Origin of the sequence: Lentibacillus juripiscarius (genome assembly GCF_042685205.1) — a bacterium.
GTDB lineage: Bacteria > Bacillota > Bacilli > Bacillales > Amphibacillaceae > Lentibacillus > Lentibacillus juripiscarius.
The window spans coordinates 229,929-250,723 of sequence record NZ_JBHUNA010000003.1 but is presented as its reverse complement, the minus strand read 5'-3'; the positions used below and the strand labels follow the sequence as shown (position 1 = coordinate 250,723).

The following is a 20,795-nucleotide window of genomic DNA, read 5'->3' as shown; positions in this document are numbered from 1 at the left end:
TGCGTTTATTAGCTTTCTTCACGGCCAGATTTTCGTATCCGGCTAAAATAAAATGCATGGATGATTTTAATGATGGGGCGGGCGAGAAGCTGGGCACTGCCGATAATGAACAAAATAATGCCCGCAGTTTTTAATGGCTCCCATAGAAAAAACGCACTGCCGACCAAAAAGAAAATACCCAGTACGATATCGTTCAGCAAGGTAAGAAAACGGTATTTTTTGTTAAATGATACTTCATACGTGCCGATCTGGATATCAAGATAATTTTTTTCGTCATCGATGGATGCCATGCGAATCCCTCCATGGACACCATACCCGAACGCCCGTCCAGTAAAACAGACTGTTTTCTAAACCTGACCTTTTCGCAGGACCTTCTACAAGAATAGAATTACAAGCAGTCCGACCGCGAAACAATAGTAGGCAAAATATTTAAGATTGCCCTTGGCCATAATGTTCATGAACCAGCGCAAGGAATAATAGGTTGCTATAATGGAAGCAGCAAATGCCAGAATCGCCGGGATGGCCACAACACTGAAATCACTTTGGCCACCAATCAGATCACCAGCCGACAGTACAGTAATACCCAGGCTGACCGGAATATACAGCAGGAAGGAGAACCTAAGGGCAGTCTCCGTCTTCATGCCAACAAGCATTGCCGCAACAATTGTCGCACCGGACCGGCTGATTCCCGGTACAAGGGCAACCGACTGGGCCAATCCGACAATAATAGCGTCCCGGACAGTAATGCCGCCGTCACTTTTCCGGCCCCGCAGATTCCGGATAATCCATAATGCTGCACCGGTAATCAAGAGGGTCACGCCGACAACGGAGACATAACTAAGCTTGTCCTCTATATAATCCTCGAACAATAATCCAATTATCCCAGTTGGAATGGTCGCAATCACCAGGTAAAAAACAAATTGAAAATCACTTTTCGCATCGTGTGCCCTTGTTGTAATGTAGCGTATTGTGTTTTCTACGAGCCGGTAAATATCTTTGCGGTAAATAACCAGCACCGCGATTAACGAACCGAAATTGACCATGATTTCGAACGAGAGACCTTCAATCGAAACGTTAAAAAGCTCCCTGACAATGACCAAATGTCCGCTCGATGAAATGGGAATTGGCTCGGTAAAACCTTGTAGCAGACCGAGAACAACATATTTTATTAAAAGCCAGAATTCGTTGATTGCTTCCATGGTATTTCCCCCTGTTTTTATACATTATTTCTCCCAAAATAAGTCACCAACCACTGGGCATGTGAATAGCCTAGTTGGTGAGGAGGCTGAGAATATGCATTATAATCAACAACATATGTATGAACTGTGCAAGAACCATATGCACTCTTATGTGCTAGTGGAAGTGAATGATGGAACACAGGTTGATGGGATCATCACTGGTTTGGATGATGAATACGTTTATATGGCGGTACCTTTAGGCCAAGAATCGGGATTTGACAATAATTGGCGCCCACATGGGTTTGGCGGTTTCGGCTATGGATATGGCTACGGTAACCCTGGTTATGGTTACGGAGGTTACGGCTATGGCTACGGTACCCCCGGCTATGGATATGGTAACAGACCTAGAAGATTCAGACGGATGATTCTGCCATTAGCCGCATTGACGGCACTGAGTGTGCTGCCGTGGTATTAAACCGCTGATATGCGAAACGGAAACCCCCCCTTGACATGAATGCTTCGTTTCCAATCAGCTACCATCATAGACAAAACCCTTGCCATCACGACCTTGAGGGCAAGGGTTTATTCATAAGCTGCTGTGTCCAGCCAAAACCGGAAAACGTGGACCAAGCGGTGCTGCTATATCTCCCACTTAAGGGGCGCGAATATGAGCAGTGCCGTGCATCCTTTATTGTTCCGCTTCATCTTTCAATACGCCTTCACCCATTATATACACACCAAGGGTAATGATGATTGCAAGCATAAATGCGCTTGTCATACTGAACGAATTACCGGCCATGCTTGCCAATACATATGAAATAACACAGCTAATGAGAATTGCCCAGAAAAAGGACCAAAAGAAACGCATGTTCCATCCACCTCGATTTTTTAAGACTTTCCTTATATAGTTTATCAAAATGATAGTGAAAATAAAAGGAAATATAATAGAAAGGAGAGGAGCGGATCGATGTACGCTGTAGAGAACTGTTTCCACTGGATTGGGTTCCATATCGTTAACCGCTTATTGGAAGAAGGATGCCGTGTTGACGGAATTGATGATTTATCAACGGAAAAGAAAGAGAACCTGGCAATGTTCGTCGGGCGAAATGAGCTGTTCCGTCATCTGCCGGTTATCCAGGAAAGCTCCGGCTATAATGCGATTATTACTGTTGATGATCAGATGGTAAAAATGCATAGGGAGGAACCTGTCACCATACAGCTCCCGCTTCTTTTTGGGGAATGGATGCCAATGAATCAGGATGGTGTGTATAACGGGGATGAGTTTGTCCCTTTTGCAGCAAAGGAATTCACTTCCAGGGCAGTGTATATAGATGATTTCCTGACAGGTTTCCTGCAGTGGCTTCAAGCATCCAGCTTGCCCTCCGAATTGAATGTCAAATCAGTACATGACAAATCCGCAGAAGATGCCAGACATGAGCATTTCCTTTTTATTCGGAACCAGCAGCCCTTAGAAGAGTCAATCCAATCAGTAAAAAATCATTACCGGAATTACAAAAAATTCTATTGATTCATGGTACTGACGTTTACGAAAGCATGTCAGCAAGCTAGAATAAAAGTAACAGCAATTATGAGGAAAAAATGGAGTGAAATAGGTGAAAAAAATATCAATCATGGCTTTGCCCATATTGCTTATTGCCCCACTGACCGGCTGCTCTTCTATGTTTTCGTCAGGTGATTTGCAGAATGTTGGCATGCTGGTGGAAACGTCCGTTCATGATGATCCATGGAACAAAAAAGGGTACGAGGGGTTGCTGGCGATTGAAGAGGAATATGATACTGATGTGTTTTATAAAGAAGGCATCCGTACCAAGCAAGAAGTAAAAGAAGCGGTGGATGAATTTGTCCGTAATGGCGTCAACCTAATCTTCGGGCACAGCAGTACATATGGGGAGTATTTTGACAACATTTCGGAATCCTATCCGGATGTTCATTTTGTTTATTTTAACGGCGGTCAATTCAATGAGGGTGTGACAAGCTTTAATTTCAATGCACATGCAATGGGTTTTTTTGCTGGTATGATGGCCGGCAAAATGACCGGGACCAATCATGTTGGTGTACTTGGCACGTTTGAATGGCAGCCCGAGATAGAAGGATTCTATGAAGGGGTCAAATACCAGAATCAGTCTGCAGAGGTTGCAATCAGTTACAATAACAGCTGGAATGATAAACAGAAAGCCATGACGATGTATGAGAATATGCAATCGAAAAACGTGGATGTCGTATATCCAACGGGTGATGCATATAGTACTTCAATTATTGAGCAGGCTAGTGACGATGGTATCTATACAGTAGGTTATGTGGCCGATCAATCGTCCATTGCAGAAGAGACTGTTCTGACAAGCACTGTCCAGCATGTAAGCGAACTATACGAGATGGCAGCGGATAAATATAATGAAGGTGATCTGCGCGGTGGTGTGCTGACGTTTGACTTCCAGGACGACGTCATATCGCTTGGAAAGTTCAGCCCGGATGTGCCCGAAGAATTCCGGAAGAACATACTGGAGGAAGTACAAGCATATAAGGACACCGGTCTCTTGCCGAATGAACGGGAGATAGACTAAGGATTTCGGGCTTGCATGTAAACGGTGAATGCATTAAAATTAGTACCAAGTCATAAGAATAGCTATTAGAGGTTGGTTTATGAGCTCGTACTATTAATAATAGTTAGCAAGGAGATGGAAATATGAACGCTGGCCTGTTGGGCACCGGGCATTATGTACCGAAGAATGTTGTGACGAATAAAGACATGGAAAAAATAGTGGATACAAGTGACGAATGGATTCGGACGAGAACTGGCATTGAAGAACGGCGGATTGCGGACGATGATATCGATACGTCGGATATGGCTTACTATGCGGCAAAGAATGCATTGGAAGAAGCGAATATGGAAGCGCAGGAACTGGATATGATTCTAGTTGCTACGGTCACACCTGATACACCATTTCCATCGGTCGCATGCATGCTGCAGGACCGGCTTGGCGCGCGAACTGTTGCGGCAATGGATGTCAGTGCGGCATGCTCCGGCTTCATGTATGGGCTGATTACGGCAAAACAATTCATTGAAACCAATGCATACCGCAATATTCTGGTTGTCGGTGTGGAGAAACTTTCCAAAATCACCGACTGGGAAGACCGGAATACATGTGTTCTCTTTGGTGATGGTGCCGGTGCAGCAATCGTCGGACCTGTTTCGGAAGGGAAAGGTATTCTGTCCTTTGAACTTGGTGCAGATGGCTCCGGTGGTAAGGAACTGTATCAGGATCAGGAGACAGACTATTTGTTCATGAACGGACGTGAAGTGTTTAAATTTGCAGTACGGCAAATGCCGGAATCATCGGTTAATGTCGTTGAAAAGGCCGGTTATGCAAAAGAAGATGTGGATTACCTGATTCCGCACCAGGCAAATATCCGGATAATGGAAGCAGCCCGCGAACGACTTGGTATTGCCGAGGAAAAAATGGCAACCTCTGTGAAAAGATATGGCAATACTTCTTCTGCGTCCATACCGATTGCTTTATCAGAAGATGTGAAAAGTGGTAAAATAAAAGATAATGATTTACTCGTTCTCGTTGGCTTTGGCGGAGGACTGACCTGGGGTGCTATTGCACTGCGCTGGGGCCGATAGGATTTTAAAAGTCTATAGGAGGAGTATGAAATGGTGGAAAGAAGAGTGGTTGTGACCGGTCTTGGCACAATATCACCCAATGGCAATAACGTTGGGACGATGTGGGATAATGTTGTTGCCGGCAATACTGGCATTGCTCATATCAGCCGCATAGACACGGAAGAACTTCCGGCAACTGCAGCAGCGGAAGTAAAAGATTTTGACCCGACTAATTATATGGAAAAAAAAGACGCCCGAAAAATGGACCTGTTCACACAATATGCCGTAGCGGCAGCACGCATGGCCGTTGATGATGCTGGTCTGACGATTGATGCATCCAACGCTAACCGTGTCGGTGTCTGGGTTGGTTCCGGTATCGGGGGCATGGGTACCCTTGAGGATCAGCACACCAAATTGTTGAATAAAGGCGCACGCCGTGTCAGCCCATTTTTTGTACCAATGATGATTCCGGATATGGCGGCAGGACAAGTTTCTATTCAGCTTGGTGCGAAAGGCATCAATTCATGTACAACAACTGCCTGTGCATCTGGGGCGAATTCGATTGGTGATGCGTATAAAGCAATTGAACGCGGAGATGCCGATTTCATGATTGCTGGCGGTACAGAAGCTCCAATTACCAATATGGCATTTGCCGGATTTTCGGCGATGAAGGCATTGTCGACAAATGAACACCCAGAAAAAGCGAGCCGGCCGTTTGATAAAGACCGTGATGGATTCGTTATGGGTGAAGGTGCCGGAATACTGCTGCTGGAAACACTCGAATCAGCGATCGACCGGGGTGCGCATATTTATGGCGAAATTGTTGGCTATGCTGCAACCGGTGATGCCTATCATATTACAGCCCCTGCTGAAAATGGAGAGGGAGCTGCACGCGCCATGAAGCAGGCAGTAGAGGATGCTGGGATTGCATTGGAAGAAGTAGATTATATCAACGCTCATGGGACAAGCACCGAACTGAATGATAAATACGAAACCCAAGCTGTTAAAGAGGTATTCGGCGACCATGCCTCAAAACTTGCTATGTCGTCCACTAAAGGGGTGACAGGCCACTTGCTCGGGGCTGCCGGAGGACTGGAATCTGTTATTTCCTTGAAATCAATCGACGATGGTATTATACCGGCAACGATGAACTACGAGACGCCGGATCCGGATTGTGATTTGGATTATGTCCCGAACGAATCGAGGAAACAGGATGTCAATGTTGTGATGAGTAACTCACTCGGCTTTGGCGGGCACAATGCAGCACTTGTTTTCAAAAAGTATACGTAAGTACGAAGGCTGACTGCTCCGGTGGTCAGTTTTTTTATTGGGCTGGTGCGCCTGGTGCCTGTCACTTCCCGAATTTTGTCGAATTCAGGAGCGCACTTGACCGGTCAGGGTATCAGGTTTTTTCCGGGCAAAGTATCAGCGGATTCGGCTGTCGGCCCAACCAGTAAATGGATGCTTTCAAATGAACAACCGTCATGAATTTCCATCTCGCGCATATAATGAAGTAAATGGAAAGGACGAGCATAGGTGGTGTGCTGAATTGGGGTATCTGTTTTTATTTTTGACGGGATTTGGACTGGCTGTTACCGGCGGAGTGACCATCATTGCGTATATGAATTTTTTGCCTGTTGGGGTTTCCTGGGCTGATTATTTTATTTTTATCGCAGGACGACCTGAATGCTACTTTTTGCCAATTGGCTTAGTGCTGATTGCGATTCCGCTTTTTCGGTATCCGAAAGGCTCCTGAAAATATTTGTTTGTTTCGCTAGGGTATTTTGTTAACCTATGGTCCGGTCATAAATGATGCCCGCGTTTTTCCAATGAATCGAATAATTTTTTTTCAGATGGTCATAATGTATTCTAAACGATTCATTCATAAAGCGAGGGGTGTTTATGTTATATTTACATGACGTCTGGGTGAACTGGTTCGAGGGCGAAGAGAACGGCTATAGTGTCTGCTATTTTCATGAATGGCGGAAAAATGACGGAATTGAGCTGCTGGATCAGGTTCCGCTGTTATACATATCCGAAGCGCTTTTTGATTACATTGAAAATGACTTACATGATTTGCCTGATGACATGATGAACAAAATCTATAAGCGTGCATATATGCGAAAAGGGCAGGAACGCAGCCCTCTTGAATATGCAGCGGTTTTAACAGACGGAAAAGATATTATTGCAATCGATACAATCGGCTATCAAATCCCTGTCCGCAAGAGCAGGCTCATACCAAGACAGGAACAGCTCGTTTTCGACATGATCAAGACAACGAAACCCGAAACGTTCAACTTTGATGGAAGGCAAGTAGAAAAAGAATACCATATTCTATCGATGGAGCCGGAGCTGATCCACGGGCTGACCCGTAAGGAACGCAATCTGAAGCAGGTGCTCATGATCGCATTAGATCAGCTGCGCACAGCCAATAACTTGGAAGAACTCCGCTACTGGCTGACCGAATGGGATCCAAAACAATACCCATATATACGGTACATGGACGAAAACACCGTATGGGAAGCGCTGTATGAAGGTGTCAAATCTGGGTGGAGCGAATGGCATGAAGACTTGTGTGCGAAAATGATCAAAGGACAGCCGTTTCTTGAGAAAATGTGGGAAGTGGAACAGGAGCCGAAGCAAGATACGTCAAAGCTGAAATAATTTGATGAAAACGCTAAAGTTTGGTGCAGAAACGCTAAAGTTCACATGAAATTCGCCAAAGTTTACTAAAAAAACGCTAAAGTTCACATCTGAAACGCCAAAGTCTCTATCTATATGGCAAAGGGGTGCCCCAGTTAATAGTAGCTGAGGCACCCCCTTTTTTTCACGCAATTATACTGGGACTTGAAAATTTTCACTGCATTAAGTAATCCCAGCCTAGTTCTCTTTACCGCTTTTTCTTCACGCGGCCGAGTCCCATTGCTTTTTTTGCTTTCCTGAGCATTTTATTGGCGTCGTACGAGGCTTTATCTGCTCCGGCATCCAAAATATCATCCAGCGCTTCAGAGTTCAGCAGCTCATGATAGCGGTCCTGGATTGGTTTCAGCACATCAACAACTGCCTGAGCCGTGTCCAGTTTAAATTCACCATACCCTTTGTCTGCGTATTTTGCTTCCAGTGCCTTAATGGACTCCCCGGAACAGCTGGCATGGATCGTTAGCAAGTTGGATATGCCTGGTTTGTTTTCTCTGTCAAATTTCACAATACCTTCTGAATCAGTGACAGCACTTTTGATTTTCTTTTCGATCTTTTTCGGTTCATCGAGCATAGAGATGAACGCTTTTTCATTTTCATCTGATTTGCTCATTTTTTTCGTTGGATCCTGCAGTGACATGATCCGGGCACCGACTTTCGGAATGCTTACTTCCGGTACGGTGAAAATATCATTGAATTTGTTATTGAAACGCTCTGCCAAGTTACGCGTTAATTCCAGGTGCTGCTTCTGGTCCTCTCCGACGGGCACCACGTCCGTTTTATACAACAGAATGTCGGCAGCCATGAGCGGCGGATAGGTTAATAAGGCGGATGATACTCCTTCTTTTCCTCCGGCTGACTTGTCCTTGAATTGGGTCATCCGCTCCAGTTCACCGATGTAGCTGATGGACTGAAGCATCCAGCCGAGCTGCGTATGGGCCGGCACTTCGGATTGAATAAACAAAGTCGATTTCTCCGGGTCAATTCCGGAAGCAAGATATAGCGCCGCCAGTGAACGGATGTTATTTCTTAATTTCAGCCGGTCTTGCGGTACTGTAATCGCATGTTCGTCCACAATGCAAAAATAACAATTATTCTCGTCCTGTAGCCCGACAAAATGCTGAATGGCTCCTAAAAAATTTCCAATAGTCAGTGTTCCGCTAGGCTGTATACCTGAAAATATCGTTTGCATGTATTTCACTCCTTGATTTTTCTGAACAATAAAAAAGATCCATTTATCCCACTTGAAAAAGGGACGAATGAACCGCGGTGCCACCCTTGTTATCACACAGCCGATCCTGTGTGATCACTTTTAAAAACGAGCTCGAAAGTCCAATTCCAATTTGCCATGGTCCCTGTTCTCACCAACCACAGGATCTCTGAAAATCCAGCGGGCAATTGTACTGTTACTCTTTCATAGCTAATGGTATTAGTTTTTTTCAGTATATATAGTTCTGTGGCGAAATGCAAGAAGAAAACTTTGAGAATGTTTCTTCTTGGCGGTGATTGTCAAAAGCTGATGATGATACATGAAAAAAGGCACTCATCACCGTAATGAGAGCCCGAACGAGTCAGCCATTCGCCCAAAAAGGCACTCATCACCGTAATGAGTGCCCGAACGATGTTGCGATACGCTCAAAAAGGCACTCATCACCGTAATGAGAGCCCGAACGATGCAGCGATACGCCCAAAAAGGCACTCATCACCGTAATGAGTGCCCGAACGAGTCAGCCATTCGCCCAAAAAGGCACTCATCACCGTAATGAGAGCCCGAACGAGGCGGCGATACGCTTAAAAAGGCACTCATCACTATAATGAGTGCCCGAACGAGGCAGCCATTCGCCCAAAAAGGCACTCACCACCGTAATGAGAGCCCGAACGAGGCAGCCATTCGCTCAAAAAGGCACTCATCACCGTAATGAGTGCCCGAACGAGGCGGCTATACGCTCAAAAAGGCACTCATCACCGTAATGAGAGCCCGAACGAGGCAGCGATACGCCCAAAAAGGCACTCATCACTATAATGAGTGCCCGAACGAGGCGGCGATACGCCCAAAAAGGCACTCATCACCGTAATGAGAGCCCGAACGATGTTGCGATACGCTCAAAAAGGCACTCATCACCGTAATGAGAGCCCGAACGAGGCAGCGATACGCTCAAAAAGGCACTCACCACCGTAATGAGAGCCCGAACGGAGTACAAAGCCAACAGAAAAGTCGCTCATTTACGTAATGAGCGACTAAAACCAAATCAATCTTTTAAACGTAATACGTCCATTGATGAACACCAACCGCACGAAAATGACTTGCAAGAATACTTCTGATTATTTTTTTAGACGGCACCACCCGGCACCAATCATGGATGGTATTCGTAGTAATCTTGCCATTAGGGAAGAGAAACTTATATTCTTTAATGCTTCTTAATATAGCGTCTGAACTAGACTCTTTAAAATCGCATTTTTGGCAAACGCATTTTCTTTTCTCGATAAGCATGGCAAGAGAGTGGCATTTTGGACAGACGATCCCTTTCCGCAGTTGGCCGTAATCATAGGAAGGCAGTCGGTCAAAAGGGGAATCTGTTATATGTAAAGCCACTAATTGGTCTGCAAGTTTTTTATCATATTTTGTTAATTTTGAAGGCAGTGAACTTAATTGGTTCATATAACGATTAAGCTGGCTATGGAAAATGATTGGTTTATCAGGAGGTGCCTGGTATAAGGTGAATTCCGGATTGATAAAAAGAACGGAAGCATCAATTGGAAAGTTGGATCCTAGGCTAAGGAGCAGCTGACGTAATAAGGCTTCACTTCTGCTTAACTGGTGAAGCGGATTAATAATTTCTAAGTGGGGCTTTTTGAAGAGCTTATCTGATTCGTAACAATAATCACCTTCATGGTTCTTTACTTCATAAACGTTGATCTTGCCATGTGTGATGATCAGTGTATCGATTTGAAAAGTAGTGTTATTTACTTCCAGCAGTAATTCATTCACTATCAGGCATTCACATTGCAGTTGTTCTGTTAAAGTATCAAACTGTTTTTCCCCCTCATAGCCTTTTTTCAAATTCAAATAGTGACGTTTATCCTTGCCGGTTAGCTTCATTCGGGGATTCAATAATTCCAGGGTAATCAATTCTGCAGGCTTCGAACGCGATTTATAAGGCACAAGCATCGTCCACATCCTTTTTAAAAACTATTATACATTAAATTCCCCCAATTGGGAAAAAATCATCAATAAAAAGAGGAATATGGAAATTAATGTCGAAGTAATCACTGAATTAAAAACTATGAAAGGACAGAAGGAAATTTACTTGAGGCGTTTATCCACGTACTTTCCGCTGCATTGCAAATCGCACACATCGTCCACATGGGAAATCGGGAACATCCCATTTCTGAATAAATTCCTCACTTCTAGCGACCTAGCGACATCCCAAATGAAAATTTATTACGACATTCGTGACACATTCCCCGTGTTGCCACCCTAATTTGTTAAATAGCATACCTATTTCAAGAAAAACAGAGTAAATGAAAGGAAATCAAAAATGGTCACGTTTACATGGGGTTTTGTAAATTATACATCTTATGTTATGATCCGTTTTGTTGAAAACGGAGCTTGCTTTTGCACGATAAAACAATAATTACAAAAAACTAGCCTGCTGCCATTTGCACGTGGTGGCAAGCTAGTTTTTCTAATGAAAGGCAAAAGTACTACAGAAAGACGATAAAACATGAAAGGAGTGCTTCATTGAAACTACAAGAAATGAAACAAGAATGGTTTGGAAATGTACGGGGAGATGTGTTGGCAGGAATAGTAGTCGCATTGGCTCTTATACCAGAGGCAATTGCGTTCTCCATTATTGCTGGAGTAGACCCGATGGTTGGTCTTTATGCATCGTTTTGTATTGCGGTCGTCATAGCAATTGTCGGAGGCCGTCCGGGAATGATTTCCGGGGCAACAGGAGCAATGGCTTTGCTAATGGCTGATTTAGTTGCTGATTATGGGTTACAGTATTTATTGGCGGCGACCATTTTAACAGGAATTATTCAAGTCTTATTTGGTATTTTCAAACTGTCGAAAGTGATGAAATTCGTCCCGCGTTCAGTAATGGTCGGATTTGTGAACGCACTTGCCATCATGATTCTAATGGCGCAGTTTCAGCATTTTGTAGGCGAAACATGGGTCATGTATGCTCTCGTTGGATTAACGTTGGCCATCATCTATCTTTTTCCGCGTATAACAAAAGTTGTCCCGTCGACACTCGTAGCAATCATCGTCGTAACGGCTATTGCTATTTATGGAAATCTGGAAGTTGGAACGGTGGGGGACATGGGAACGTTGACACAACAGTTACCTGTATTTTTAATTCCGTCTATTCCTTTTACAATGGAAACGTTCATGATTATCCTTCCGTATTCGTTATCACTGGCAATTGTTGGATTACTGGAGTCGCTTTTAACAGCTAATATTATTGATGATGCGACAGATACAGAAAGCAACAAAAATAAGGAAAGCAGTGGACAGGGAATTGCTAACGTTGTAACAGGATTTTTTGGTGGAATGGCTGGTTGTGCCATGATCGGTCAGTCGGTTATCAACGTGAAATCAGGAGGTTCCCGAAGATTATCTTCACTTGTTGCAGGTGTGTTTTTGATGTTTTTAATTATCGTGCTGGGTGGATTGGTCGTTCAAATTCCAATGGCAGCACTTGCTGGTGTCATGATCATGGTTTCTATTAGTACGTTTGATTGGTCTTCGGTTAAACATTTGAACAAACTGCCAAGAACAGATGCAGCTGTCATGGTAACGACAGTTGGAATTGTTCTCGCTACTCATAATTTATCCATTGGTGTGTTGGCCGGCGTACTGTTAAGTGCTATATTCTTTGCTGCAAAAATTTCTAAAGTAAACGTGACAGAGGAACTGGATTTACGAGAACAGAAAAAAGTGTACCTAGTAGAAGGGCAATTGTTCTTCGCGTCGGTAAGCGAGTTCCCGGCTAAGTTTACCTTTGCGGATTCTGTTCAAGAGGTTGAGATTGATTTAACACATGCACATCTATGGGATGATTCGGCCATTGGTGCTTTAGATAAAATCGAAATGAAATTTGATGAAAATAACATTAAAGTAACTTATTTAGGACTTAATGATGAAAGCCACCACTTGAAAAAACGCATAGGCGGACTATCGAAAGCATCAGGTCATTAATGGTAAGCTGGACAAAGGGGGGGGAGGATATGTTTAAACGAATACTTTTGGCTACGGATGGATCAAAGCATTCGGTTCGTTCAGCTGATCATGCGATACAACTTGCTCATCAATTTGATGGAACCATTGATGTGGTTTATGTGGTCGATAGCCAAACATCGAAAACAGATGTCTTGCATAACGACAATAAATATGAAATTGAGCATAAACGGAAAGAAAAGATTAAGTCCGTTCAGGATCAAATTCGGCAGTTCGATATAGATTTTAAAGTCCATATACTCCATGGTGAGCCGGGGCCTACGATCGTTGACTTTGCTAATACCAATGATTTTGATTGTATTGTTATTGGGAGTCGTGGACTAAACAACCTGCAAACCATGATTTTGGGCAGTGTAAGTCACAAGGTTGCTAAACGAGCAGATTGCCCGGTTTTGATTGTGAAATAAAAAAAGGATTTTAAGCATGCACTGGCATTTGACCACTTACTTGGCGAATGCCAGTTTTTTCATGAAGTTATAATAATGTACTCCTTTATTCTTTAAATTCATCAATTAAATCCTTTATTTACTGGACACGGTTCTGTTATGTCGTTTCCTGCGTTGATACGTAGATAGTATGACTCCTCCCACAATAAATAAGGAACCTAATATCTCTATATCTGTTATCGGCTTGTATAGTAATATTAATCCCATAATCATAGCTACAAAAGGCTCTAAGTTAGATAATATGGATGCCTTTGATGCATCAACATGTCGAATGTTGTGATTCCAAACTAGTGTTGCTAAACCATGTACAACAACAGCTGTCCCGATTAAAAGAGCCCAATCAGACATGTTATTACTTATTCGTAAAGGATTGTCCAGTAAAAAAGCAAACGGGATGGAGACAATAAAGCCCACAACATTCGAATATAACGTAATGGTCAGGGGATCAGCTCTTTTGGAGAGCCCCCTTGTCATAATAATCATTATAGCGAATGTTATCATCGTTACAACAATCCATATAAGCCCTTTATCAATGTTTAAAGAGGATAAGTTTCCTTTCGTTACAACCAGATAAATACCTGTAATCGCAAGAGCAGTGCCCATCAGCATACGAATCGTTAATTTTTCTTTTAAAAAAATGGCAGCTAAAAAGCCAGTTAAAATGGGGGCAGTTGCCAGGATTAAAGCAGATGTTGTTGGATCAGCAGTTTGTAATCCAACAAAAAAAGACCATTGATTTATAAATACACCAATAACCCCTAGAGAGAAAATTGTAAGCATATCTCTTTTATTTAAATGATTTAAATGTTTTTTGTAAGAAGCTAATCCGATTAAAAATAGCACAATAAAGAAAAGTCTTAGTGATGTTAACAGAGTTGGGGAGAAATCATGAACTAAAATCTTTCCAAACACAAAATTACTCCCCCATACGACTACACAAAAGGTTAGCCAGGTGTAAGCTTTTAACATATTCGTTCCTATCTCCTATAAAAATGATAACTTTTATATTTTAAACATAATCGTGTGTCCGGTATACCAATTTGCTTGGCTTGGAGAATGAAATTTCAACAGTACCCCTGCTACTAGCCACTAAAAAGGAGAATGGGACAAAAGTATTGAAGCAACGAAAAATCCGAACAATGATTCAACATTTTTTTCGTAGATGATCGAATATCAAATTATATCGGATTTTTCTTTTTAAAATAATAGGGTTTCCACCTAAACCAGCGAAGGAAAAATACGGAGACTCCTGGGGGAGCAGAGGCCTAGATGAGACCCCGCAGTGCGACAGCGCGAGGAGGCTCATCAGCCGCCCCCGGAAAGTGAAGTATTTTTCTGTAGCGGCGGTTAAAACTTACCCCAACATCATAGGAAAATACTCCAGTCATCATTTGGCTTTAATGCTGATGATTTTTGTTATGTTCCAGGCCCCTTTCTAATTCAAAAATATTTGCTGGCTAACCGTTCGGCTGTCCTTGTGGCAAGCGCTTGTGTCGTTAAGGTTGGATTTGGCCCTCCAAGCGAATTATAATCGGCACTATTATCGGCTATATAGAGTCGTTCGACCTGATAAGCTTCGCATGAAGTATCTACGACAAAACCCATTCGCATCGTGCTTTGTAAGTGAATATAGTAATTCGGTGGGAGATCACTCCGATGTACCTTTTTTGCACCAGCTTGCCGTAAAATATCCGTGGCGATTATAGCTAATTGTTCTCTCCTCTTTTTCGATTTTTCACTTGGTACATAGTGTACGAACGGTACCGCTCCATGTTCATCTTTTATATGGGGATCCAATTCAACTCTGTTTCGATAGTTCACTTCGTCATCTGTAATGACGGAAAGGGTAAGCGTCCTTTTGTAGCCCTTCATAGCTTCCTCAAGCTCGGAACCAACCAGTCTTCCTCGACCGTCCCATATGTCTGAATCGGGTTGACGGAGGGTATTATAGCCATATTGACTGAATCCAAATAAAGGTTGAGCTGAAAGACCGGGGCTTTCTCCAATATTTTCAATCATGCCAAGACCGGGATAGTCAAGTCGTGCCCCTGACGTATGCCCAACGAATGGATTAATTGATGGACTTCCTAAAGTCTCCATTAATGTTTGTTCATCAAATGTTCCAGTAATCATATCCATATAATGATTGGTCAACCCACGTCCTACCCAAGGATTATATGGCAATTCAGAATTCAGCCAAAGGCGTGGTGTTTCCACACAACCGGCTGCCATCACGACTACTTTTGCACGCAATTCCTCTATTTCCCCAGTCCACGTATCTCGTATTTGGACCCCGACTGCACGTTTACCTCCGTTAGCACTATGCTCTGTCAACACCTTCATGACAAACGTATTCGGTCTGAACGTCACATTCCCCGTCTTCATCGCTAGAGGGACATAACTGACAGTCGTGGAGCGTTTTGCCATCTTGTCAAGCGTTGGACCATAAGGACACCCTTGCCCACAATGGCCACTTAATGTACAACCTTCCATATGGCTTAATTCTTCTAAAGAATAATTAGGGTCCATTAGATGCTCATTCGGGGGTAAAATGGCATTCGGTTGCGGACGGTATCCGTTGCTCGTTGCATCTAATGTCTGATTTAGGGGGAAAGCTGCCTTTTCCGCCCCGAAATAAAAAAGTGCTTCTTTCGATGTCGTTGGTGCAAACTCAACTGGTAATGTGTTTTCCACTTTTTCGTAATAGGGGATGAGTTCATCATAATCAATGGGCCACTCCTCAATCGCATTCGGAAATGCCCGTGGGGAGTTGGCATAATAATGAAGTGTGGACCCTCCAATCCCGGCACTTTGCCATAATATCGCCTGATCGGGAATATTTCTATACCATGGTGCACGTCTTCGGTCGGCCGATCCCCAACGGAATTTACCGCTGACGAAATCATTCATGTCATTTTCAAGTCTTGTCAGCTGCTGGCGATAAAGAGAACCATCCAAATCATTGGGATCTGAACTTTCTTTTGCTTTACCACGGTTTTCATTAGGTTCGGGCCATTTTCTATTTCCGTACCATGGGCCGGCTTCAAGTACAAACACACGGATTCCTAGTTCTCCAAGCTCTTTGGCAATAACGGGGCCGCCTCCTCCAGCTCCAATAACAATCACATCAGGATCTGTTTTCATTCTTCACCCTCATTTCTACCCATTAATAGTAAAAAACCACGGAAATCACGATAACCCAATGATACACCGGGATAGCCAACTTGCTGCCAACTCCAAGGGAAAAATTCAAGACATCGATGATTCGGTTGATTTAACCGTGTCGAGCCGTAAGCCGGCCACTCGGAATAATAGCCAAACAATGAAAGGCGGTTAAGCGCATCCGTTACATTTTTGACTAAACCAGCATTGTTTTGAAAAGGAGATGGTAACACGAAAAGATCAATCTTAAGATTTTCTAGTGCAGATAACGTTCGAATTCGGTCTTTCCGAGAAAGATGAGAAAACATTCGTCCTCCGGGGAATAGACTTTGGGGAAAGGCTTGTGCCTGATGAGCATTTACTAGCTGTGTGGCTGCGACATCTAACATGATAGCCGTTGGATAAGCAAGGGGGATAACAGTGTGATGCAATTGCTGCTGAATCGATATGTAGTGATTTAAACTATAGATGATATATTCATGAACCCCCATATCCTCAGCGTAAAAAAGGGGCTCATGTCCTGGCTGATTTGTTGATGGAAGTAATGCATCAGTTAAAGCCTGGAAACTTGCTTGCAAATACTCTTGAGTCTGGCTTAAATGACTGATAACATTTCACCTCCTTCTAATTTTGGAATACTACTACTGTATTTTCTAATGCAACTTTTTATGCCTCAATCTTAGAAACGCCGCCTGCATTTGGAGAAAAACATTTTGGAATGACATGCAGATAGATACGGGTGAAATCACTTCTAAATTGCTTGATGGTTTTCGGGTGGATGTAGCGTATATCTTCAGGGATTATTCTCCGCTTTAGCAGCTCTTGCCACATTTATTACATCTTTCTTTAAACTATAAGTAACCCTTATTGGAATCATTATAAATAATTATTTAACTTATAAACAATTCCCGATTATGCTAAAAGCAGGAGGTGTTTTTAGTGGCGACGACAAACACACAGACGGCGACAAAACCATCACCCCGGATGGCATGGCTGGGCGGGGTGGCATTCACATTTCTTATTGCTGCCTTAGGTGCTTTGCTGGCAATGGTTCCGGGATTTGACCGAGTTGGGCAGCTGGCATGCGCGATTATTATTGCAATTTTTTACCGGCAGATTTTTGGCTATCCGGAGGCAATCAGGTCGGGAATTGCTTTTTCAGCGAAACGGCTGCTGCGTGCAGCTATTATTTTATACGGGCTTAAACTGAACATTGATATCGTATTAAGCGACGGATTAGGATTATTGGTGCGTGATGCCGGGGTCATTATTTTTGCTATAGCCGCAACGGTCTGGCTGGCAAAAGTATTTAAAGCGGATAAACAGATCTCGCTACTGCTCGGGGTCGGTACTGGTGTCTGCGGAGCTGCTGCCATTGCTGCTGTAGCGCCAATTATAAAAGCGAAAGAGGAAGATACGGCAATCGGTGTTGGTATTATCGCGTTAATGGGTACGATTTTCGCTATCATTTATACCATTTTGCGGCCAGTTTTGCCGTTGGACGCGATTCAATATGGCGTCTGGTCCGGAACCAGTCTGCATGAGGTTGCGCACGTGGCACTGGCAGGGGCACCTGCAGGGGAAGATGGGCTGGCGATGGCCCTTCTGGCTAAGTTAGGTCGTGTTTTCTTACTCGTACCGCTTTGTTTTATCCTCATTTATATCATGAAGCGGAAAAGTAAAAACACAGAAGAGCCGGAAGCTAAAATTGAGTTTCCTTGGTTTCTTGTCGGGTTTATCGTGTTAAGTATTCTGGGTAGCTATGTGTTCGGCCATTCCATCCCAGTATCTGATGGGCTGATGGAAGGCGTGTTCACATTGACGACATGGTTATTAACCGCAGCGATGGTCGGACTGGGCCTGAATGTTAGTTTGAAGGACTTGCGGACAAAAGCAGTCCGTCCACTCGCGGCCATGACAGTTACATCTGTAGCACTATCGATTATTGTGTATTTCATCGTTTAACAGAATGGTGCTGTTAATTAAAAAAGCCAGTGCTCGCTTGCTCGAGTGCTGGCTTTTTTCCTTTTTATCTTCCTTTCTGAACACGCACAAACAGAATTGAATTAAATATCGGCGGCTGATATAATCAAATTACAATGTATCGTCATATGATATAACGACTAACGATAATATAGTAATTGGAGGTTTCGTATTGTCCGAAAGTAATGATCACAATCACATTCCATTGACTGAAGCTGTCTATTATATATTGCTCGCATTTCATACTCCTATGCATGGATATGGCATTATGCAGTTTGTCAAAGAAATAAGCGATGGTCGCGTTCATTTAGGACCCGGAACACTTTATGGAGCCATAAAGACAATGTTAGAAAAAGGTTGGATTCAATCATTAGAAGATAACTCAAACGGTCGTAAAAAAGAATACGAGTTGACTCAGCTTGGAAAAGAAGTTGTTCATGCAGAGATAAGCAGACTTCAAGAGCTTGTCATTAATGGGAATCAGATAATGAGGGGTGAAAAAAGTGACAGTTAAAAAAAGAAGGGTTTTTTTCAACTATGAAAAAGAAGAAAAATGGCTGAATGAAATGGCGTCCAAAGGCCTGAATTTAATTCGTTATTCATTTGCCGAATATACCTTCGAGAGAGGCACTCCAGGAGAATATAATTATCGCCTGGAATTGTTAGACGAATTACCCACACACAGTGAAAGCAAGGAATATATGAAATTCATGGAAGAAAATGGTGTCGAGTGTGTGGACTCCTATCTTCGGTGGGTCATTTTTCGTAAAAAAGCGATTGATGGACCATTTGAAATATATTCTGACTATGAATCTAGAGTAAAACATTATCAAAAAGCAGCTAGTTTAATTGGCATAGCGGTCGGGTTAAATTTATTTATAGCCGTTTTGAATATGAATTACTCAACATTTAATCTGTACCTTTCGATGTTAAATTGGCTATTGGTTATCATACTTTCACCCGTACTTATATCCTATTTAGGAAAAATCAGTAATCTGAAAAAGGAAATGGAATTGCATGATAAATGAGTGTAATCATTTATGTTGCTGGCAATTTTCCGTGTACTCATCTTTTAGAAAATGGCAGCTCCCGAGAGTTTAACAAATGCAGTCATAGTGGGTAATCAGACAGCCGGCCATATCAGTCGGCTCTAAAAACCGTTAGTTCTTTGTTATTCCGCAGCAGTTCGATGAACACCTGCAATGCTTTTGTCTGAAATAAAGAAGCAGTGACGATGGAAAACTGTCGCCGGAAAGGAAGTCCACTCACCTCTATGATTTGCAGATCACCATATTGCAGCTCTTTTTGGATGGCCCATTGTGACAATAAACTAATGCCAAGTCCGGCACCAACGGCTTCTTTGATTGGCTGTGTGCTGCTAATATTCATGACGCTCGTTGGCGAAATACCATATTTCTGGAAAACAGTGTCAGCTGCTTCCCGCGTACCAGATCCCAGCTCCCGCAAAATCCACGTCTGTTCTTGTAGTTTTTCCATTGAAACCCTCCTGGGGCTGGCTGCCAGCGGATGTTCAGGGGAGGCGACAACCACCATATCATCTTCGGCAAATGGTTCTGTCTGCAACAGTTCTTCATCTTTAAAGTGCCCTTCAACAATCCCGACATCCAGCTGATGACGTTTGACAGCATCGGCTATTTCAGCCGTGTTGCCAATGCTTACAGTCGGACGGATATCTGGGTATGCTTCGTTCATCTTCGCAATAATATGCGGAAGGACGTATTCGCCAAACGTGTAACTCGCTCCGATAGAAAGTGGGCCGCCAGCCTTGTTGGCCAGATCATCCACGAGATTTTGCATCCTGGTGTATAACCCGATTATTTCTTTCGCATGGTGATAGACCATTTCTCCGGCTTTATTCAGCCGAACATATTTGCTCGTCCGCTCCAGCAGGCGCACACCAATATTGTCCTCAAATGTCCGGATATACTGGCTCACTGCCGGCTGCGTCATGTGCAAAGCTTCTGCAGCCCTGGAAAAATTCTGTTTTTCAGCCACTGTCACAAAAACGTGTAAATGCTGATCCATCTTCGTTTCACCACTACTTATGTATTTTATACCATGTATTATAGCATGTTTTGCAGGATAAACGTCATACAATACACTAGGCCATAGTTCCTGCTGTGGAAAATAGAAGGACCAATCGCCCTAAAAATCATGTCGCATTTTGAAAATTATTGTTCTATTCATTGTCGATTTCCTTTATAATAGATTTAAAAGTGCGTGTTCAAAAAGGAGGATAAAAAGGACCAAGAATTTCAAGACGGCGCGAGCTCCCGAGTAGCGGAGTGTATGCAAATTAATACATGAGCACAAGTAATACTTCCCTGAATCCGCATCGCACGCCGGGAAAGCGCTTTTCTTTTCCAAGGAACGGAAAAGCAAGCCAACGAAGAAATTCGATGCGTCATTTTTACCGGACTTTTTGAACAACCTCTAAAAGG

21 protein-coding genes and 1 other annotated feature are annotated in these 20,795 nt (G+C 43.2%); of the genes, 12 read left to right on the top strand and 9 right to left on the bottom strand.

Annotated elements, in window-relative coordinates:
- Positions 1-8: 8 nt before the first annotated feature.
- Positions 9-290, bottom strand: coding sequence for a YrhK family protein (locus ACFSUO_RS02450; protein ID WP_382390712.1), 282 nt, complete (start codon positions 288-290; stop codon positions 9-11).
- A gap of 84 nt (positions 291-374) precedes the next feature.
- Positions 375-1,190, bottom strand: coding sequence for an undecaprenyl-diphosphate phosphatase (locus ACFSUO_RS02445; protein ID WP_382390754.1), 816 nt, complete (start codon positions 1,188-1,190; stop codon positions 375-377).
- Positions 1,191-1,293: 103 nt separating this feature from the next.
- Between ACFSUO_RS02445 and ACFSUO_RS02440 the strand changes: the two genes are divergently transcribed.
- Positions 1,294-1,653, top strand: a complete 360-nt coding sequence (locus tag ACFSUO_RS02440) for a hypothetical protein (protein WP_382390710.1) — start codon at positions 1,294-1,296, stop codon at positions 1,651-1,653.
- A 213-nt stretch (positions 1,654-1,866) separates the two neighbouring features.
- Here the strand turns inward: ACFSUO_RS02440 and ACFSUO_RS02435 are convergent, their stop codons facing one another.
- On the bottom strand, positions 1,867-2,046 hold the full coding sequence (locus tag ACFSUO_RS02435) for a DUF2929 family protein (protein ID WP_382390708.1): 180 nt from the start codon (positions 2,044-2,046) through the stop codon (positions 1,867-1,869).
- 99 nt (positions 2,047-2,145) lie between these two features.
- On the opposite strand from ACFSUO_RS02435, the gene ACFSUO_RS02430 reads away from it, so the two are divergent.
- From ACFSUO_RS02430 to ACFSUO_RS02405, 6 genes are all read left to right on the top strand, one after another.
- Positions 2,146-2,706, top strand: a complete 561-nt coding sequence (locus ACFSUO_RS02430) for a hypothetical protein (RefSeq protein WP_382390706.1) — start codon at positions 2,146-2,148, stop codon at positions 2,704-2,706.
- 85 nt (positions 2,707-2,791) lie between these two features.
- The gene (locus ACFSUO_RS02425; protein ID WP_382390704.1) at positions 2,792-3,760 is read left to right on the top strand and encodes a BMP family ABC transporter substrate-binding protein; all 969 of its coding nucleotides are present in this window, start codon (positions 2,792-2,794) and stop codon (positions 3,758-3,760) included.
- A 122-nt stretch (positions 3,761-3,882) separates the two neighbouring features.
- On the top strand, positions 3,883-4,824 hold the full coding sequence (locus ACFSUO_RS02420; RefSeq protein WP_382390702.1) for a beta-ketoacyl-ACP synthase III: 942 nt from the start codon (positions 3,883-3,885) through the stop codon (positions 4,822-4,824).
- 30 nt (positions 4,825-4,854) lie between these two features.
- Positions 4,855-6,093, top strand: coding sequence for a beta-ketoacyl-ACP synthase II (fabF, locus tag ACFSUO_RS02415; RefSeq protein WP_382390700.1), 1,239 nt, complete (start codon positions 4,855-4,857; stop codon positions 6,091-6,093).
- A gap of 181 nt (positions 6,094-6,274) precedes the next feature.
- On the top strand, positions 6,275-6,559 hold the full coding sequence (locus ACFSUO_RS02410) for a hypothetical protein (RefSeq protein ID WP_382390698.1): 285 nt from the start codon (positions 6,275-6,277) through the stop codon (positions 6,557-6,559).
- A gap of 146 nt (positions 6,560-6,705) precedes the next feature.
- Entirely contained in the window at positions 6,706-7,467 is a 762-nt protein-coding gene (locus tag ACFSUO_RS02405; RefSeq protein ID WP_382390696.1) for a YjbA family protein, read from the top strand.
- A gap of 226 nt (positions 7,468-7,693) precedes the next feature.
- On the opposite strand, the gene trpS is transcribed toward ACFSUO_RS02405, so the two are convergent.
- Both trpS and ACFSUO_RS02395 read right to left on the bottom strand, forming a co-directional pair.
- Positions 7,694-8,692, bottom strand: coding sequence for a tryptophan--tRNA ligase (gene trpS / locus ACFSUO_RS02400; protein WP_382390694.1), 999 nt, complete (start codon positions 8,690-8,692; stop codon positions 7,694-7,696).
- A gap of 56 nt (positions 8,693-8,748) precedes the next feature.
- Positions 8,749-8,927 (bottom strand) — a binding site (T-box leader).
- 830 nt (positions 8,928-9,757) lie between these two features.
- The gene (locus ACFSUO_RS02395; protein WP_382390692.1) at positions 9,758-10,669 is read right to left on the bottom strand and encodes a nuclease-related domain-containing protein; all 912 of its coding nucleotides are present in this window, start codon (positions 10,667-10,669) and stop codon (positions 9,758-9,760) included.
- A gap of 588 nt (positions 10,670-11,257) precedes the next feature.
- On the opposite strand from ACFSUO_RS02395, the gene ACFSUO_RS02390 reads away from it, so the two are divergent.
- Both ACFSUO_RS02390 and ACFSUO_RS02385 read left to right on the top strand, forming a co-directional pair.
- Positions 11,258-12,703 carry a SulP family inorganic anion transporter gene (locus ACFSUO_RS02390; protein ID WP_382390752.1) on the top strand — a complete coding sequence of 482 codons (1,446 nt, stop codon included), beginning with the start codon at positions 11,258-11,260 and terminating at the stop codon, positions 12,701-12,703.
- 29 nt (positions 12,704-12,732) lie between these two features.
- Positions 12,733-13,149: a universal stress protein gene (locus ACFSUO_RS02385; protein WP_382390690.1), complete on the top strand. Its 417-nt coding sequence runs from the start codon at positions 12,733-12,735 to the stop codon at positions 13,147-13,149.
- Between the two features lie 114 nt (positions 13,150-13,263).
- Here the strand turns inward: ACFSUO_RS02385 and ACFSUO_RS02380 are convergent, their stop codons facing one another.
- The 3 genes from ACFSUO_RS02380 to ACFSUO_RS02370 all read right to left on the bottom strand — a co-directional run bounded on the left by ACFSUO_RS02380 (position 13,264) and on the right by ACFSUO_RS02370 (position 16,928).
- A complete protein-coding gene (locus ACFSUO_RS02380; RefSeq protein ID WP_382390688.1) occupies positions 13,264-14,157 on the bottom strand; it encodes a DMT family transporter in 894 nt (297 codons plus the stop codon).
- Positions 14,158-14,628: 471 nt separating this feature from the next.
- On the bottom strand, positions 14,629-16,332 hold the full coding sequence (locus tag ACFSUO_RS02375; protein ID WP_382390686.1) for a GMC family oxidoreductase N-terminal domain-containing protein: 1,704 nt from the start codon (positions 16,330-16,332) through the stop codon (positions 14,629-14,631).
- Entirely contained in the window at positions 16,329-16,928 is a 600-nt protein-coding gene (locus ACFSUO_RS02370) for a hypothetical protein (RefSeq protein ID WP_382390684.1), read from the bottom strand. Before ACFSUO_RS02370 ends, ACFSUO_RS02375 begins: the two co-directional genes overlap by 4 nt.
- Before the next feature lie 406 nt (positions 16,929-17,334).
- Here ACFSUO_RS02370 and ACFSUO_RS02365 point away from each other — a divergent pair, with 406 nt between their 5' ends.
- From ACFSUO_RS02365 to ACFSUO_RS02355, 3 genes are all read left to right on the top strand, one after another.
- Complete coding sequence (locus ACFSUO_RS02365; RefSeq protein ID WP_382390750.1) at positions 17,335-18,315, top strand: YeiH family protein; 981 nt, start codon at positions 17,335-17,337, stop codon at positions 18,313-18,315.
- Positions 18,316-18,505: 190 nt separating this feature from the next.
- Positions 18,506-18,847, top strand: a complete 342-nt coding sequence (locus ACFSUO_RS02360) for a PadR family transcriptional regulator (RefSeq protein ID WP_382390682.1) — start codon at positions 18,506-18,508, stop codon at positions 18,845-18,847.
- Positions 18,837-19,361, top strand: a complete 525-nt coding sequence (locus ACFSUO_RS02355) for a DUF2812 domain-containing protein (protein ID WP_382390680.1) — start codon at positions 18,837-18,839, stop codon at positions 19,359-19,361. The genes ACFSUO_RS02360 and ACFSUO_RS02355 overlap by 11 nt, the downstream gene beginning before the upstream one ends.
- 112 nt (positions 19,362-19,473) lie before the next feature.
- Here ACFSUO_RS02355 and ACFSUO_RS02350 read toward each other — a convergent pair whose 3' ends face one another.
- A complete protein-coding gene (locus ACFSUO_RS02350) occupies positions 19,474-20,379 on the bottom strand; it encodes a LysR family transcriptional regulator (RefSeq protein WP_382390678.1) in 906 nt (301 codons plus the stop codon).
- Between the last annotated feature and the right edge of the window lie 416 nt (positions 20,380-20,795).